General features: G+C 69.9%; 17 protein-coding genes. 4 read left to right on the top strand and 13 right to left on the bottom strand.

The annotated features are described in order from the left end of the window. Positions 1 to 74 precede the first annotated feature (74 nt). The 4 genes from Q8S30_RS20670 to Q8S30_RS20655 form a co-directional block, all read right to left on the bottom strand. A complete protein-coding gene (locus Q8S30_RS20670; RefSeq protein WP_305667908.1) occupies positions 75 to 1,850 on the bottom strand; it encodes a DUF4153 domain-containing protein in 1,776 nt (591 codons plus the stop codon). A gap of 422 nt (positions 1,851 to 2,272) precedes the next feature. Next, complete coding sequence (locus Q8S30_RS20665; protein ID WP_305667907.1) at positions 2,273 to 3,838, bottom strand: trimethylamine methyltransferase family protein; 1,566 nt, start codon at positions 3,836 to 3,838, stop codon at positions 2,273 to 2,275. 109 nt (positions 3,839 to 3,947) lie between these two features. Further along, positions 3,948 to 4,676: an HAD family hydrolase gene (locus tag Q8S30_RS20660; RefSeq protein ID WP_305667906.1), complete on the bottom strand. Its 729-nt coding sequence runs from the start codon at positions 4,674 to 4,676 to the stop codon at positions 3,948 to 3,950. A 78-nt stretch (positions 4,677 to 4,754) separates the two neighbouring features. Then, a complete protein-coding gene (locus Q8S30_RS20655) occupies positions 4,755 to 5,048 on the bottom strand; it encodes a DUF3572 domain-containing protein (RefSeq protein ID WP_305667905.1) in 294 nt (97 codons plus the stop codon). 106 nt (positions 5,049 to 5,154) lie between these two features. Between Q8S30_RS20655 and Q8S30_RS20650 the strand changes: the two genes are divergently transcribed. After that, complete coding sequence (locus tag Q8S30_RS20650; RefSeq protein ID WP_305667904.1) at positions 5,155 to 6,549, top strand: diguanylate cyclase; 1,395 nt, start codon at positions 5,155 to 5,157, stop codon at positions 6,547 to 6,549. 670 nt (positions 6,550 to 7,219) lie between these two features. Here Q8S30_RS20650 and Q8S30_RS20645 read toward each other — a convergent pair. The 4 genes from Q8S30_RS20645 to Q8S30_RS20630 form a co-directional block, all read right to left on the bottom strand. After that, positions 7,220 to 7,750, bottom strand: coding sequence for a periplasmic heavy metal sensor (locus Q8S30_RS20645; RefSeq protein WP_305667903.1), 531 nt, complete (start codon positions 7,748 to 7,750; stop codon positions 7,220 to 7,222). Position 7,751: 1 nt separating this feature from the next. Then, positions 7,752 to 8,153, bottom strand: coding sequence for a dihydroorotate dehydrogenase (locus Q8S30_RS20640; RefSeq protein ID WP_305667902.1), 402 nt, complete (start codon positions 8,151 to 8,153; stop codon positions 7,752 to 7,754). Then, positions 8,140 to 8,727 (bottom strand): RNA polymerase sigma factor, encoded by a 588-nt coding sequence (locus Q8S30_RS20635; RefSeq protein WP_305667901.1) that lies wholly within the window; start codon positions 8,725 to 8,727, stop codon positions 8,140 to 8,142. Before Q8S30_RS20635 ends, Q8S30_RS20640 begins: the two co-directional genes overlap by 14 nt. 118 nt (positions 8,728 to 8,845) lie before the next feature. After that, positions 8,846 to 9,538, bottom strand: a complete 693-nt coding sequence (locus tag Q8S30_RS20630) for an EF-hand domain-containing protein (RefSeq protein ID WP_305667900.1) — start codon at positions 9,536 to 9,538, stop codon at positions 8,846 to 8,848. Between the two features lie 257 nt (positions 9,539 to 9,795). Between Q8S30_RS20630 and Q8S30_RS20625 the strand changes: the two genes are divergently transcribed. Both Q8S30_RS20625 and Q8S30_RS20620 read left to right on the top strand, forming a co-directional pair. Next, a complete protein-coding gene (locus Q8S30_RS20625) occupies positions 9,796 to 10,251 on the top strand; it encodes a DUF983 domain-containing protein (RefSeq protein ID WP_305667899.1) in 456 nt (151 codons plus the stop codon). Between the two features lie 3 nt (positions 10,252 to 10,254). Further along, a complete protein-coding gene (locus Q8S30_RS20620; RefSeq protein ID WP_305667898.1) occupies positions 10,255 to 10,953 on the top strand; it encodes an NUDIX hydrolase in 699 nt (232 codons plus the stop codon). On the opposite strand, the gene Q8S30_RS20615 is transcribed toward Q8S30_RS20620, so the two are convergent. The 5 genes from Q8S30_RS20615 to Q8S30_RS20595 all read right to left on the bottom strand — a co-directional run bounded on the left by Q8S30_RS20615 (position 10,950) and on the right by Q8S30_RS20595 (position 15,062). Further along, positions 10,950 to 11,846, bottom strand: coding sequence for a DMT family transporter (locus Q8S30_RS20615; protein ID WP_305667897.1), 897 nt, complete (start codon positions 11,844 to 11,846; stop codon positions 10,950 to 10,952). The two genes, Q8S30_RS20620 and Q8S30_RS20615, sit on opposite strands and share 4 nt — an antisense overlap. Before the next feature lie 3 nt (positions 11,847 to 11,849). After that, positions 11,850 to 12,707 (bottom strand): fatty acid desaturase, encoded by an 858-nt coding sequence (locus Q8S30_RS20610; protein WP_305667931.1) that lies wholly within the window; start codon positions 12,705 to 12,707, stop codon positions 11,850 to 11,852. A gap of 190 nt (positions 12,708 to 12,897) precedes the next feature. Beyond that, positions 12,898 to 13,434: a lipocalin family protein gene (locus Q8S30_RS20605; protein ID WP_305667896.1), complete on the bottom strand. Its 537-nt coding sequence runs from the start codon at positions 13,432 to 13,434 to the stop codon at positions 12,898 to 12,900. Continuing rightward, complete coding sequence (locus Q8S30_RS20600; protein ID WP_305667895.1) at positions 13,422 to 13,952, bottom strand: hypothetical protein; 531 nt, start codon at positions 13,950 to 13,952, stop codon at positions 13,422 to 13,424. The genes Q8S30_RS20605 and Q8S30_RS20600 overlap by 13 nt, the downstream gene beginning before the upstream one ends. A 69-nt stretch (positions 13,953 to 14,021) precedes the next feature. Then, the gene (locus Q8S30_RS20595) at positions 14,022 to 15,062 is read right to left on the bottom strand and encodes an aldo/keto reductase (protein ID WP_305667894.1); all 1,041 of its coding nucleotides are present in this window, start codon (positions 15,060 to 15,062) and stop codon (positions 14,022 to 14,024) included. A gap of 189 nt (positions 15,063 to 15,251) precedes the next feature. Here Q8S30_RS20595 and Q8S30_RS20590 point away from each other — a divergent pair, with 189 nt between their 5' ends. Next, positions 15,252 to 16,478, top strand: a complete 1,227-nt coding sequence (locus Q8S30_RS20590; protein ID WP_305667893.1) for an MFS transporter — start codon at positions 15,252 to 15,254, stop codon at positions 16,476 to 16,478. Positions 16,479 to 16,504: the final 26 nt, after the last annotated feature.

Below are 16,504 nucleotides of genomic sequence, written 5' to 3'. Positions count from 1 at the left end.
AGGTTTATAAAGCGCAAACCTGCGGCGGCGGGATCGGGACAGTTTGACGCGAAGGCCCTGCGGCCCGCCCCTGCTCAGGGCCAGGGCATCAGCAGGACCTCGGCCGCGCCGATATGCAAGGCGGAAACCGAAGCGGGGCCGATGCGGAAATCGCCCGAATGCAGCGCAGCGAAGAGCGCCGCTGCGCCCGGCTCTGCCGCGGGGGCAAGGAAGATAGCCGAGGCGCGGTATTCGGTACTGCGGGCAGCGATGAAGCCCTGCCGGATCACGCTGTCACCGCCACCATGCAGAAACAGCAGCGCTTCTTCGCCGGGTTCAGTGGTGATGAAATCCCCCAGCACCATGACGCAGCCGGGGCGGCCGGCATCATCGGTGCGCGCACAGGATTCGACCCAGCTGTCGGTCTCCCATTGGCGCAGGTCGGCCAACAGCCAGTCCGGCGCCTCACGACCATCGGGGAGGACCGTGAGGCTGGCGCGCAGCGCATCGACAGCCGGGGCACCCGCAGGTTCGGATGAGGAGGCATAGCGGTCGGCGGAGGAGGTCACATCGGCCAGCCGCGCTTCCAGGGCCGCCTGATCGGGGTGGCCGGTGATGGTGCCAAGCTCGGCCAACGCCGCGGCGCCGGGGCGACCCCAGTCCCACCGCATCTCATGCAGCGGCAGTTGCACCACGGCGATGCGGCCGTCCTGAAAGCGCGCCAGCTGATCGCTGGCCGACAGCGCCTCGGCGTTCAACAGCGGGGTCTGCCACAGGGCCGCGACCGCCATTACCGCCAGCGCCATGGCGATATTGGCCTGGCGGATGCGGTCCATCCAGGCCGCGCCAGAGAGAACCGATGCCGCGTAGAGCAGCGCATAACCCATCACCACCAGCGCCGCGACCCCGCCCGCCACCCGCTCGGGCGTCAGCCCATGCTGGCCGATGCGCAGCAGCACCGCCCAGACGGCGAGGCCCGCGAGGACCGGCAGCAGCAGGGCCATTGCCCGCGCCGCGCCGCGCATCAGCGGCGTGCGCGCGGCCTCGGCATGGTTCTGATCAACTACGATGGAGATCAAGGCGACGCCGCCCATGGCGATGGCCATGAGGGTGGCGGCGGCAGAGAAGGTGCCGAAGAGGCCACTGAGGCCCCGGAACGGCAGCGCCAGGGCGAAGATCACCATCACGGCCAGCAGCGGCGGCAACAGCAGGCGCAGAAGCCGCAGCACGAGGTAGGGCGAGACCAGCTCGGCCAGTTCGGACACGACGGCGAGGCCAAGGCCAAGCGCGGCGCCGGTGAGGACCCAGGGGACCAGCTCCACCTCTGAGATCAGCCAGTCGATGACCTCGATCCCGACGAGGGACAGCAGCGTGTCGGACAGGAACACCACCGCCCAGACCACGCCGGTGAACAGCCAGGCGGCGGCATAGCGCACGACGATGTTCCAAGCGGCGAGGAACAACGCCGGGTAGTCGCGCCAGCCCGCGCCGACGCCGCGGGCGATCAGGAAGGGCACCGGGAGGGCGGCGAGCAGCAGGCCGGCGACGACCTGGTGCGGGCTGCGCAGCATATCCTCGACGCTGGCAAAGCGCAGGCTGGCCCAGAGCGCGAGGCCGGCGACCGGAAGGGCCACCAGCGCGGCGCTGGCCACGGCTGCGCGGGCGCGCATCTGGCCAGCCATCGCCAGCGCATCGGCAAAGAACACTCCCGCCAGCACGGTCAGGACCAGATGCAGCCGGGTGCCACCCAGGTCCTCGGCCAGCACCTCGGTCAGCAGCCAGCCACAAAGGCCCGCCAGCGCGCCAAACCCCGCCAGCCGCAGCCGTTCGGGCGTGAAGCTGGTGCCCGGGTCCGTGATGCTGTCACTCATGCTGGTCACTCCTGCCTTGCGCGGCAGAGGCTATCCCCTTCGCCGGGCGGGGGCCAGTGGCGGAAAGCGGTGGCCTTTGCCATGACGGCACCCGACGCGGTGCCTTCGGGCGGGACGGATGCCCCCGGTGCCGCTGGCAACCCGAGACCGAGTGAGGACAGAGCCCGACCTGGCGGGCGAGAAGCGCCCGCCGGGGGGTGATGAGCGACAAGAAATCCTCCAGTGGAGGATTTCCGCGAAGAACGCCCGGCCCGTGGCCGGGCCGGGAGGCGAGCGCTGGCCGGGCCCTTTGGGGGCCCCGTCCGGTGCAAATTGCCAAGGCGCGACGTGGCGAAGGCGATGGCCTTCGCCAATGAGACCGCACGGCTATCGCGTGCTAGGATTGATCCAACGTGGGACGTCTCGGGCTGGCGTGGGCCCCCTCAGAAATCCGTAGGCGCGCCGCCTTCCGCCTTTCGCCGGGCCACGAACTCCTTCAGTTCCTCATGCACCCCCGCATCCATCGGCGGCGCTTCGAACTCGGCCAGGATCGCCTTGAAGATGCGGTGCGCCCGCTCGGGCGTCCACATCGCTCCGTCCTGTTGCCAGGCCTCGAAGTTGCGCCAGTCGCTGGCGATGGGGGCGTAGAAAGCGGTCGTGTAGCGCTCTTGCGTGTGCTGGCAGCCGAAGTAATGGCCCTCGGGGCCGACCTCGGCGATGGCCTCGATGGCGATATCCTCGGGCGTGGTGGCCCAGGTCGCGGGCTCCATATAGCGCTGGATCATCTGCAGCACTTCGCAATCCATCACGAATTTCTCGGGGCTGGCGATCAGCCCACCCTCCAGCCAGCCGGCGGCGTGATAGACCATGTGGGTGCCGGACTGGACCGAGGCCCAGAGGCTATTCGACGTCTCCCACATCGCCTGCCCGTCGGGCACGTTCGCCGCGCACACCCCGGACGAGCGCAGCGGCAGCTTGTAGAACCGCGCCATCTGCCCGGTCATCTGGGTCGCGCGCATGTATTCGGGGGTGCCGAAAGCGGGCGCGCCGGATTTCATGTCGACGTTGGAGGTGAAGGTGCCGATCACGCAAGGGGCGCCCGGGGCGGCATATTGGATCAGCGCGATGGCCGACAGCGCCTCGGCAATCGACAGCGTCACCGCGCCGGACAGCGTGACCGGCGCCATCGCGCCTGCCAGCGTGAAGGGCGTCACGATCACCGCCTGCCCGGCGCGGGCGCAGCGCAGGGCGCCGTCGATCATCGGGTGATCGTGCTTCAGCGGCGAGACGGAGTTGATGTTGGTATACATGTGCGGGCGGGCGCGGAACTCCTCCTCCGTCATCCCCCCCGCGATACGCACCATCTGCATCGCATCCTCGATCCGCTCCGCCCCCAGCGAATAGGCGTGGACGACCTTGTCGGTCAGCACCAGCTTTTCATAAAGGCAGTCCAGATGCCGGACCGAGGCGTGAACATCCACCGGCTCCACCGGATAGCCGCCCGCGAAATGGATGCAGTTGAAATACTGGGTCAGCTTCATGAAGCTGCGGAAGCCTTCCATGAAGCCCGGCACCTTGCCGGTTTCCAGATCCCAGTAGTTCGGCGGCGAGGAGACATTGCCGAACAGCAGCGCCTTGCCGCCGATGGGCAGGGCGCGCTCGGGGTTGCGGGGGGTGAGCGTGAACTCCTCGGGGCAGCGGCCCAGCATCTCCATCACGAAGTCTTCGTCCATGAAGACGGTGTTGCCATCGACCTTGCAGCCCGCCTGCCGGAAGATCGCCAGGGCCTCGTCGTTCAGGAAGCGGATGCCGATGTCGCGCAGGATGCGCATCGCGCCGTTGTGGATCGCCAGAACGCCCTCGGGCCCCATCGGCTCGGTCGGGCGGTCATGGTTCTGCGGGATGCGCCAGGACATCTGCTCGATGGCGTGGCTGCCCGCGCGGCGGGCATGGCCGGCGCGCCCGCCTGCCCGTTTCCGCCTGCCCTCGTCTTCCGCTGCGACTGCCATGGCCCGCCCTTCCCTGCTGCTGCGCCAGAATTGGGCGCGCGCGCGGGGCGGTTCGCGGCTTTCCGCGACATGGAGGTGTCGTTTTCGGGGTGCGGCCAGTGCGGCAGCGTCAGGCCGCCGTCTCGGCCGCCTGAGTTTCGCCGCGCCCGGCGCTGAGCCAGCCCGGCAGATGGCCGATATCGGGCAGCACCACATCGGCATAGGGCTGCAGTTCCGCAGAGCCCGCGATGCCCGACAGGACCGCGACGGCGGCCATTCCGGCGGCCCGCGCCGCGTGCAGATCATGGCGGCTGTCACCGACCATTGCCACCTCAGCGGGGCGCAGGCCCATCGCCTCGGCAAAGGCCAGCAGCTGCCCCGGCGCCGGTTTCGCGCCATGGCCGCTGTCAAAGCCGGCGATGAAATCGAACATCCCCAGCACGCCCGCGCTGTCCAGATGCGCCCGGGCCGGGCCTTCGGCATCATTGGTGGCGACGCCGAGCCGAAGCCCGCGCCCGCGCAACGCCCCCAGAAGCGGGGCCAGCGGCACCGCCTCGGCCTGCGGGGCGACGGCGGCGAGAGCATTCATCCGGGCGACCAACGTCAGCGGGCTGGCCCCGGGAACATGCGGCAGCAATGCCTCGGCGATTTCTCCCGGGGTTCCGGCAATGACGAGGCTGCTCTCCGCGAACCGGCTGCGGGCGAAGTCGAACCCGATCGCCTCGCCAAGCCGCTCGGCCCGGCCGCTATCGCCCGCCGCAAGATCCAGCAACAGGCTTCGCGCCCAGGCGCTCCACGTCGCCTCGAAGTCGAACAAGGTGCCATCCTTGTCGAAGATGATCGCTCGGATATCGGCCATGCGCTCTCCTACTCCCGGAGTCCAAGACTGGCCGATCCGGGGTTCGATTGCAACGCAAAGGCGACTCGTGGGCCCGCCTCACGTCCAATGCATCGCATCCCCGCCCGGCAGCGCCGCCCGGGCCTGCATCGGCGCGTCGTAGCGCAGCCCGGCGGCATCACAGAACCCGGTGATCCAGGCGTCATCCATCAGCAAGAAATCCAGCACCGAGCCCAGGAATTCCGGGTCCGCCGCCCGGCCGCGCACCTCGTCGACGCCCGCGCCGGTGCTGCCCAGAAAGCTGCCGAACAGCTCGTCATCCGCCGCGAGCCAGCCAAGCGCCTGCACCGCCAGAACCTCGGCCGCGCCGCGCGTCATCATGCCTTCTGCCATGCGCCCTCCCCCTGCCCTCACGGCCCCGTGTTAAGGCCGGAAAGGAAATCTTAACCTTTGGAAACGAAGTATGGACTTATCGGGGCGCAGGAAAGCGGAGACTGCGATGACAGGCAAGATCCTGATCGTGGATGACGTAGCGACGAATCGTATCGTGCTGAAGGTGAAGCTCGCCTCGGCCTGCTACGACACGCTGCAGGCAGCCACCGGAACCGAGGCACTGCGGCTGGCAAGGGCCGAGCGGCCCGACCTGATCCTTCTGGACGTGCAACTGCCCGACATGGACGGCATCGCCGTCTGCACCGCGCTGAAGGACGATCCCGCGACCCGCGCGATCCCGGTGGTGATGGTCAGCACCTTCCGCGATGCCGCCAGCAAGTTGCGCGCCCTGCGCGCCGGCGCCGATGAGTTCCTGTCCAAACCGCTGGATGAGGTGGTGCTGCTGGCCCGGATGCGCAGCCTGCTGCGCGCCCGCGAGACCGAGGAAGAGCTGCGCCTGCGCGACACCACCAGCCGCGAGCTTGGCTTTGCGGAGGTGGCCGATGGCTTCGACGCCCCCGGCACCATCGCGCTGGTCGCGGCAAGGCGCGAGACGGCGCTGGCCTGGAAGCATGATCTGGTCCCGCATCTGCAAGACCGCCTGCTGGTGCTGGGGCGCGAGGATGTGCTGGCCGAAACCCAGCCCGGCACCGGCCAGCCCGCGCCCGACCTGTTCCTGCTCGCCGCCGATCTCGCCCAGCCCGGCGAGGGGCTGCGGCTGATGTCGGAGCTGCGCTCGCGCAGCGCCACGCGGCACGCCGCGATCTGCATCGCGCTGCCGCCGCTGGCACCCGAAACCGCGGCGATGGCGCTGGACCTTGGCGCCTCGGATGTCATCGCCGCCACCGCCTGCCCTGCCGAAATCGCGCTGCGCCTGCGCAGCCAGATCCGCCGCAAGCGCCAGGCCGACCGGCTGCGCGCCCAGGTTGCCGACGGGCTGCGCATGGCGGTGATCGACCCGCTGACCGGCCTCTACAACCGCCGCTACGCGCTGCCGCATCTGGCCCGCATCGCCGAGCGCGCCCGCCAGACCAGCCGGCATTTTGCGCTGATGCTGCTGGATCTCGACCGCTTCAAGCTGGTCAATGACGGCTGGGGCCATGCCGCGGGCGACGCGGTGCTGGTCGAGGTGGCTGAACGGCTGCGATCAAACCTGCGCGCCGTCGATCTGGTGGCGCGGCTGGGAGGAGAGGAGTTTCTGGTGGCCATGCCCGACACCCAGCTCGAGGCCGGGCGCCACACCGCCGAACGCCTGCGCCGGGTGATCGAGGAGCGCCCGGTGACGCTGCCCTTCGGCCAGGGCGCGGTGCCGATCACCGTCTCGATCGGCCTTGCCATCGGCGGCGGCCCCCGCAACGCCACCGCCCCGGTCGATGAGCTGATGTGCCGCGCCGACCACGCGCTTCTGGGATCCAAGGCCGAGGGCCGCAACCTGGTGACCATCAGCCGCCCGGCGGCGTAGCGCCCACGGGCCGGGCTTGGCGGGCAGGGCATCCCTCGCTGCGGTGGAGCCCAGGCCCGCGCAGGTCTTTTGCCCGTCCGGATACACTCCACAGCACCGGGCTGGGGCGCCGACACCTGTTCGATGGCCGCGCATGCAGGGCGCCGCACCGCGCCCCCCCGCCCTTCAACCCACCGCCACGGCGGCGAATGCCATAGACGGGTCGCGGGTCACCTCGGACAAAGACCGGGCGCCACCGACTCCCCGGGGCGCCAGTGGCGGAACGGCCCTCCCCGGACAGCCCCGGGATTGCGCCCAACTGCACCCCGTGCCTTGGCTTTTTCCAAACATCCCGCAGGGCGTGGGGACGCACAGCCCCCGGCGGCGACTGCAGTCGGCGCAAAAGCCCGATCAGCTCAGCGGCGCAGAAGGGTCGGGCCGTCCGCATCCGGGGTCGGTGCCCGGGGCGCTGCGAAAAGCCGGCCCGCCGCCTAGCTGCATCGACGCCTGCCGCAACACCCGCTCCCGGGCGCAAGTCCCGCGAAGCTGCCGAGCCGACCTCGATGGCCGTTCGGGCGTGCCAAAGCCGGCGCCCCCTGCCCCTTTGCCTTGTCCAAATATCCTGCGGGGGGAGCCCGAAGGGTGTGGGGGGCGCAAAGCCCCCTTCAGCCCGGGCCCCAGGCGCCCCAAGTCAGTCCTCCGCGCCGTCCCTCTCCCCGTCCGGCCCCGTGCCCGGACGCCGTGGTGGGCCGGACAGCACCTTTTCCAGGCGGCCTGCAAAGGCCACGCGCTCTTCGGGGCCCATGGCGGCAAGCCGCTCCAGCAGCAGATCCTGCCCAAGCTCGAAACCCTGCCGCGCGCGCTCGCGCTGCGCCTGGATCACCTCGGTGGCGGCGGCGGCGTCATAGGGCTCGGTGCGCAGGACCGTCAGCAGCCGGTCGAAATCGGCGCGCATCAGCTTGCGCAGGTCGCCAAAATCCGGCGCCCGTTCGATAAAGGCGCGGCGCAGGGCGCGGCGATCCTCGCTGCTCAGCGCATCGGTATAAGGGCCAAAGCCAAGATCGTTGACAATCGGCGGGCGCGGCGGGCGCTTGGAATGCGCCAGCGCCGCCCCCGCGATCACGCCGATCCCGGCAAGGTTCAGCGCCAGCGACAGCACCAGCACGATCCGCATCCAGCGCGGGCTGCGGGTCGCAGCGGCGGGTTGGCCCGTTGTCGTCATCTCAGCCCTCCGTTTCCAGCGCCGCCAGCACGAAGCTGTCGAATTCCGGGATCAGTTCCAATGTCACGGCCGCCTCTTCGGGCGCGGCCAGAAACGCGGTCAGCGTGCCAGAGCCCTGCACCCCGGCAAAGCCCAGCCAGACCCCGGCCATTGTTGCGGTGGCCAGCCCGCCGGCGCCACCCCAGCCACCCAGGGCCGCGATGATGCCGGCCCAAAGCCCCTGCTGCGGCGCGGGGGGCTCTGCAATCGGGGCATCGCGTTCCGCCTGCACCGCCTCGGCCTCGGCCAGAACCCGCGCAAGGAAGGTCGCCGAAGGCTCTGCCGCGGCACTGCGGCCGGCGGCGAAGAACGCCTCCAGCGCGATCTCGGGATCGGTCGTGTTGTGCGGATCAGCCATTGTCATACCCCAATTCCTCGCGCCGCCCCGACAGGGCGGCGGTCAAGGCGCGTTTGCCCCGCGCCGTCAGGCTTTCGACCGCTTCGACGCCGATCTCCATGATCTCGGCGATCTCTGGGTTGGTCAGCCCCTCAAGGTGCCGCAGCACCACCGCCTGCCTCTGCCGGTCCGGCAGCGCGGCCAGTGCCGCCTCGAGCGCAATGGCCCGATCCGCCTCGATCAGCCCGGCCACCGCGCCCGGCCGCCCATCCTCGGGCTCGGCCACCGCATCGAGCGCGACTGACCGGCCGCGGCGGCGCAGACGGTCGGTGCACAGGTTCGACGTCACCCGGTAGAGCCAGGTAGAGACCTTCGCCTCGCCCTGCCGCCAGCCCGGTGCCACCCGCCACAGCCGCAGCATCGCCTCTTGCGCGACATCCTCGGCCTCGGTCCGGTCTCCCAGCATCCGCGCGGCGACGCGCAGCGCCAGCGGCGCCAGCCGCAGCGTCAGCGTCCGCGCGGCCTCGGGATCCCCGTTGGCGTAGAGCACCAACAGGGCCTCGTCGGGGACATCACTGCGCAGATCGAGGGCCATGTTCATTGGTCCGAGGTATAGTCAGATCGCGCCCAGTGCAATCGCCTGCCCCATCCCGCAAGGCGCCGCACGGCCTGGGCAGCGGACGGGGCGCCGGAGCGCCCCGTCTCATGTCAGGTGCAGATCAGTTGGCCGGGGCCGCGCCCGGAACGACGGGGGGGGCCGGAGGAACCGCGCCCGGCTGTACGCCGGGGCCACCTTGGCCGCCCATCATGCCCTGGCCGCCCATGCCTTGGCCGCCCATGCCTTGGCCTTTCCCGTGCTGCCCGCGCTCGCCCTTGCGCTCGTCGCGATTCTTGCCACGCTCGCCATCGCGGTCACCGCCGCGCATCATCTCGGCCATCTTGGCCTTGGCGGCCTCGAACTCCTCGGCACTCACCGCGCCATCATCATTGGCATCGGCCCGGTCGAACAGCTGCATCGGCATCGGTGGGGCCATCAGCTCCGCCGCCGACAGCGCGCCATCGCCGTCCAGATCCTGCGCCGCGATCTGCCGCGCCACCTTGGCCTCGGCCCGGACCTGTGCCTGCTTCATCTCCTGCGCGACCAGCTCTTCGGCGGTCAGCAGACCATTGCCATCGGCATCAAGGCCTGCGACCTTGCTCTGGCGCCAGGCCAGCACCTCGGCCTCGGTGACCGAGCCATCGCCATCGGCATCAAGCGTGGCAAAGTCGGGCATCATGCCATGCGGGCCCTCTTGCCCCATCATGCCGCTCATCATGCCGTGCATCATGCCGCGATCGGCAAAGGCCGGAACCGCAATCGCGGTGGTGCCAAGCGCCACAGCCAGTGCGGCCATCAATGTTCTGGATTTCATGTCGTGCTCTCCTCAGGTGGGGGGCGCGTTCGCCCTTCGATACCCGGTCAAACGGAGGAGGCCTGCAATTCCGTCGTCACGGCTGCGTGAGGGGCGCAGCCAGCCAGCCCGAAACCGCCCCAATGCCCCCCTCGCGGGCCAAAACCGGCGGGAAAAGGCACATTCTTGCGACATCTTCGCACAAGCTCTCTGTTCCGGCTTCCGCGTCCCCATGTTTCTTGGGATAAACGCGTGCGCCAACAGGAATGCCCCACCCCATGCCCCAGACTGCCATCCCGACTGCCACCCAGACTGCGACACAGACCGACCCGGACCTGATCCTCCCGCTTGCAGAGGACGAAGCCGAACGCCCGCTCGGCCCGGCGCTAAAGCGCGGCTGGAAACAGCGCTGCCCCAATTGCGGGTCCGGCCCGCTGATGTCGGGCTATCTGAAGGTGCGCGACACCTGCCCCGTCTGCAGCGAGCCGCTGCACCACCAGCGCGCCGATGACGGGCCCGCTTACCTGACCATTCTGATCGTCGGGCATATCATGGCGCCGGTGATCCTGTGGGCCTTCGTCGCCTTCCGGCCCGATCCGCTGGTGATGGCCTCGGTCTTCTCGGTCGGCACGGTGGCGCTGTCGCTGTTCTTGCTGCCACGGCTGAAGGGCGCGATGGTCGGCTTCCAATGGGCCAAGCGGATGCATGGCTTCGGCGCCCCGGTGCGCGGGTAAGCCATGACCGCCCCCCGCCCCGACATGCCGATCCGCGATGCCGCGACCGTGCTGCTGGTCCGGCAGGGCGCGGCGGGGCCTGCGGTGCTGATGGGCCAGCGCGGGGCGGCAGCGGCGTTCATGCCGTCGAAATTCGTGTTCCCGGGCGGGGCGGTCGATGCCGGTGACGGCGATCTGCCTTTTGCCGCGCCCTTGAATGACCTCTGCGCCGCGCGGCTGGCGGAAGGAACCTGCGCGCCCGCCGCCCTTGCCGGCGCCGCGATCCGCGAGCTGTGGGAGGAGACGGGCCTGCGCCTTGGCCGCCCCGGAACCTGGCCTGCCACCACCGGCGCCGACCCTGCCGACTGGGCGGGCTTTGCCGAAACCGGCGTCATCCCCGACGCCTCGCCCCTGCATTTCGTATTCCGCGCCATCACCCCGCCCGGCCGCCCGCGCCGCTTCGATGCGCGGTTCTTTCTGGCCAGCGCCGAGGCCGTCTGCGGCGATCCCGATGATTTCGGCCGCGCCACGGATGAGCTGTCCTTCCTGCACTGGGTGCCGCTGGCCGAGGCGCGCAAGCTCGACCTGCCCTTCATCACCGAGGTGGTTCTGGCAGAGGTCGCCGCGCTCTGCGCCGAGGGGCTGCATCAGCCCGAGACGGTGCCGTTTTTCGACAATTCCGGCCCCGTCTCCACCTTCCGCCGGATCGGCGCCGCGGCTTAACGCAGCAGCAGAACCAGCGCGATCACGCTGCCGATGACCAGCGCGATGCCCGCGCCCTCGCGCAGCGTCAGCTTCTCGCGGAATACCAGCACCGACACCAGCAGCGTGAACACGATCTCCACCTGCCCCACCGCCCGCACATAGGCGGCGTTCTGCAGCGAGAAGGCGGTGAACCAAGCCAAGGATCCCAGCATCCCCGTCACGCCCACCCAGATCGTGCGCCGCCACGCCGCAACCACCCGCGGCAACTCCCCCGGTTCGCGCCAGACCAGCCAGGCCGCCATGCCAAGGCTTTGCGCGAAGGTCACGCAGGCCAGCGTCACCACCGCGCGGGTAAAGAACTCGGCCGGGGCCAGTTCCAGCGTCGCCCCCCGGTAGCCGATGGCGGACAGGCCAAAGAGGCCCCCCGCCGCGACCCCGTAGATCGTGGCGCGCGAGAGCATCCCGCCCCGCGCCGCGCCCGTCTGCCAGCTCAGCAACAGCACCCCCGCCAGCCCGGCAAGGATCGCGCCCCAGCCCGGCAGGCTGACCGCCTCGCCTAGCAGCAGCGCCGAGAAGGCCGCGACCTGCACCGTCTCGGTCTTGGTGAACACCACCCCCACCGCGAAGTTGCGCAATCCGAACAGGGCCACGGTCATGTAGGTGGCCGCCACCTGCGCCGCACCGCCCGCCAGCGCGAAGGCCCAGAAGGCCGGCGTCAGCGGCGGGAATGCCGCCCCGGTCGCGACCAAAGTCACCGCCGCCGCCAGCGCCGCCAGGGGCGCGCCGAACAGGAAGCGCGAGAAGGTCGCCCCGCCCACCGACAGCCCCTCCCCCTTCAGCCGCTTTTGCAGCATGAAGCGCAGCGTCTGCACCGCCGCGGCGGCCAGCGTGATCGGGATCCAGAGGGTCATGGCTTACTTTCGCGGCAGCATCTGCGGATGCGGCACCGGGTCTTTCGCGCGCCAGAAATGCTTACGGAACACCTCGGCATAGGAGGCATAGCGGTAGCCGTCATTCTTGGTCAGGTAGAAATCCCGCCGCGCGGCATAGATGCCGGGCAGCCGATACCATGTCACCTTCGGGTGCGTGTGATGCACCACATGCAGGTTGTTGTTCAGGAACAGGAAGGCCAGCGGCCCCTTGTCCTCGACAATCACCGTGCGCCCCCGTGCCCGCTCATGCGCCCGGTGTTCCAGGAAAGTGCGGATCTTCAGGACCGACATCGCGGCATAGACGGCCAGCAGATAGGCCCAGACCGGCATGTCCGCCACCGCCAGCAGCCAGACCAGCACCAGCGCCACCCCGCCCAGATGCAGCAGCCAGTCCTTGCGGATCGTCGTATCTCCGGCCCGGATCGCGCGCCAGTCAGCCCGCAGGAAGACCACCGCGCCAATCGCCGGCCCCAGCAGCATCCGCCCCAGCAGCGCGTTGTTCAGCCGCAGCAGTTTTTGCGCGGGGCGCGGCAACCGCTCCCACACTGCAGGGTCGAGGTAGTTGGATTCGGGATCGTCATAGGGGTCGGTCAGCCGCTCATCCATGTGATGCGCAAGATGCGTGTCGCGGAAGCGGCGGTAGGGATAGACGAGCCCCAGCGCGGGAAACACCGTGGCATCACTGGCGGCGGCATTGGCGAAGGGGTGGCCATGCAGCACCTCATGCTGAAGCGAGGAATGCAGCACGATGGCCAGCACCGTCAGCGCAAAGCCCAGCGGCCCCCACAGATCCCAGGCGAAGGTGGTGCCCGCCGCCCATGTGACATAGCAGCCCGCCATCAGCGCCAGCGTCGGCCATTCGATCTCGGTCGTGTCGTCCCGCACCTTTGGTCCCCGTCCTAGGGGCGTTGCCGCGCCCCACGTCTTTGCCCGAGTAGAAGCACCCGTTTTGGCGATCTGGCAAGGCCAGTGAAGGGGCGTGGCCCCGCGAAACCCGCTTGGGGCGCCCAATTGCCCGTATTGGCGGCGCTCAGCGCGGGCGCAGCCGCTCCAGCGCATAGCCGTTGAAATCCAGCACCTCGCGGGCGGCGGTATAGAGGTCGCCCCGCGCGGCGGACTCGCGCGACAGGATCATCCCGAACCGGCCCGAGGGGGTGCCGATGGCCGCCACCCGGTAGTCGGCATCGATCCACAGCACCCAGAGCGGCTCGCCGCCCAGATCGGGCCGGGTGCTGCCGGCGGAAAGGTCGATCCGCCCCGGCCCGACCACGACAGCCATTGCGGAAAACCCCGTCCGCCCCCGCGGCCCGCAGGCGGCGCCCGACACCTCGAAGCGGCCGGGCACGGTCTGCCGCCAATCCTCGCGGGTGATACCGCAGCTGGATGCGCCCGGCCCGGGGAAATCCGCGACCACATGCCAGGGGCCGGCAAAGCGCGCCGGATCGAACAGCGCCGCAGAGGCGATCATGGCGGCGGGGTTGCGGTGCCCCTGCTGCGGCGCTTGGGCAGCGCATCCGGAGAGCAAAAGCGCCAGCGCAAAGCCTGTGCGGCGGATCAGTCGAGACATTGCGTCACCCTTTGCCCGCGGTCGGTCAGCACCTCATGGCAGCCGAACAGCGGCTGCAGCGGCGCGCAGCTGAGCGAGCGGGCAAGGCAGGCGGTGCTGCAATCGCCGGCCTTGTTGCAGGACTTTCCGGCATCGCGGGGCGTGGTGAAACAGGCGTAACTGCTGCTGCCAGTGCCGCGCGGCGCATAGCGCCCGCCGATCTTGGCGCAGGCGGCCGCAGCCGCGCTCAGCGCAGGCGGGATGACAGGCGCGGCTTCGGGTGCAGCGATGTCGGCGGCGGGTTCGGCTGCCGCAGCGGCAGGCGCGACCGTTGCCGGCTCGGCGACCTCTGTCGCTGCAGCGACACCCGCCTCCGCCAGCACAGAGGTCTCGATCACCTCCCCGGCAATCGCCCCCACCGCCGGCTCTGCAGCATCGCCCCCGCGCCCCGGCAGCGACAAGCCGCAGCCGGCCAGCGCCAGCGTCACCGCCAGCAGCGCTGGCCTTATCCATGCGGCAAGGCGGTTCGGCACAGGCATCCTCTCTGGCCAGATGGCCCGCAATCTTCCGCGCCGAGGCAAGCGCATCCCCCGCCCCGGCGCAAGGCCTCAAAACGGCATCGGATGCGCCTTGTGGATCCGGTCGATGGCCGTCAGCAGTTCCGGCGCCAGTTTCATATCGGCGGCGCCCAGCACGCGTTCCAGCTGCGCCTCGGTCGTGGCGCCAATGATCGGCACCACCGGAAAGGGCCGGCCCATCACCCAGGCCACCGCCATCTGCACCGGGTCCAGCCCCTGCACGGCCGCCAGATCGACATAGGCCGCCACCGCATCCCAGACCCGCGGCGTGATCCGCCCGCCCAGATCGCCGTTGCGTTCCCGGCGCGAACCCTCGGGCGTGACATCGGGGGCGTATTTCCCGCTCAGCAGCCCGGTCGCCAGCGGCGAATAGGCCAGCAGCGTCACCTGTTCGTTCACACCCAGCTCTGCCATGTCGCCATCATACATCCGGCACAGCAGCGAGTATTCGTTCTGCACCGCCAGCGCCCGCGGGCCGCCGCTGGCCTCTGCCAGCCGCAGCCATTCCGCCATCCCCCAGGCGCTTTCATTCGACAGGCCAAAGGCGCGGATCTTGCCCTCGGCCTTCAGCTCGCCCAGCGTGCCGAGGCAGTCCTGCATGTGCTGCCGCGTTGCCGCACGGTCCTGTTTGGAGGCATCGAACTTCCAGATCTGGCGGAAGTGATAGCTGCCGCGGTTCGGCCAGTGGAACTGGTAGAGGTCCACATAGTCGGTGCGCAGCCGGCCCAGCGAGGCCTCCAGCGCCCGGCGGATCGAGTCCGGGCTGATCGCCTCGCCCTCCCGCGCCTTGCCGCCCTTGCCCGATATCTTGGTGGCCAGCACCACGTCATCGCGGCGCCCGCGCTGGGCGAACCATGACCCGATGATCGCCTCGGTATCGCCGATGGTCTCCACCGAGACCGGGTTCACCGGATACATCTCGGCCGTGTCCCAGAAATCCACCCCGTGATCCAGCGCCATGTCCATCTGCGCATGCCCGCCGGCCTCATCCGTCTGGGTGCCGAAGGTCATCGTGCCAAGGCAGAGGGCCGAGACGGAAATGTCACTGTCGCCAAGGGTCATGCGGGTCATCGGGGGCTCCGGGGTCAGGATCAGGGATTCGGGGGCAGCCGGGGTCGCGCCGGCACCGGGGGATCGGTAAACCGCCCGGTGGGCGCAGGCAACCCGGGGGCAACCCAGGGGGCAACCCTCCCCCCACGACCCACCCATGCCGTTTTCGGGATACCCCCCGCCGCAGCGCCCCGCTACGTTGCCCCTACCATGCGTATGCTGATCACCTTCGCCGCCCTGTTCCTGTCGGTCGTCTTCGTCCAGCTCGGCTCGGGCGGGGTCGCGCCGCTGGACGCCATCTCCGGCCTCGACCTCGGCTTTTCCGCCGCCGCGGTCGGCACGCTCGGCTCTGCGCATTTCCTTGGCTTCTTCGCGGGGTGCTGGTGGGCGCCGCGGCTGATGGGCTCGGTCGGCCATGCCCGCGCCTTTTCGGCCTTCACCGCGATGGGCACCATCGGCATCGCCGCGCATATGATGATCGTCGATCCCTGGGCCTGGGCGGGCCTGCGGATGCTCACCGGCCTTTCGGTCGCGGGCTGCTACACGATTGTCGAGGCCTGGCTGCAAGCCTCTGTCACCAATGAGACGCGCGGCAGGGCGATGGGCGTCTACCGGATCGTCGATATGGGCGCCTCGCTGGTCAGCCAGCTGATGATCGGCTGGCTGACACCCTCGGCCTATGCCTCGTACAACCTGCTGGCGATCCTGTGCTGCGCGGCGCTGCTGCCGATGGCGCTGACCCGTGCGGCGCAGCCCGAAACCCCGGCCGCCCCGCGCCTGCGCCCGATGCTGGCCTGGAGGCTGTCGCCGCTGGCGGCGGTGGCGGTGGTGGTCAGCGGCATCACCGGCGCCGCCTTCCGCTTCGTCGGGCCGGTCTATGGCTCCAAGGTCGGCCTCGCGCTGGACGAGATCGCGTATTTCCTTGCCATCTACGTGGCCGGCGGCTGGCTGGCGCAACTGCCCATCGGCTGGCTCGCCGACCGCTATGACCGACGCTCGGTGCTGATCGCCCTCTCGGTCGCGGCAACGCTGGCCTGCGGGTTGACCATCGCCGCACCGATGGCCGGGCCGGGCGCGGTCTATGTCGCCGCCGCGGTATTCGGCTTTGCGACCCTGCCGATCTATTCCGTCGCTGCGGCCCATGCCAATGACTTCGCGCAAAGCGCGCAGCGGGTAGAGCTGTCGGCGGCGCTGATGTTCCTCTACGCGCTTGGCGCCATCGCCTCGCCGTTGGCCGCCTCGGCGCTGATTGGCGGCTATGGCCCGGCCTCGATGTTCGTGATGTTGGCCGCCGGCAATGTCGCGCTGGCGATTTTCGGTCTCGCACGCCGCCGCGCCCGCCCGGCGCCGGATGACCGCACCGCCTATGCCTGGGTGCCGCGCACCTCCTTCCTGATCGGGCGTTTGCTGGGGCGCCCGCCGCGGGATGACGGGTAGGCGGCCTGCGGCAAACCCGCCCGCCC

The sequence above is a fragment of the Frigidibacter sp. genome (assembly GCF_030695035.1).
Classification (GTDB): domain Bacteria; phylum Pseudomonadota; class Alphaproteobacteria; order Rhodobacterales; family Rhodobacteraceae; genus Frigidibacter.
The sequence above is the reverse complement of the archived record's forward strand: the minus strand, read 5'-3'. Positions and strand labels throughout refer to the sequence as shown.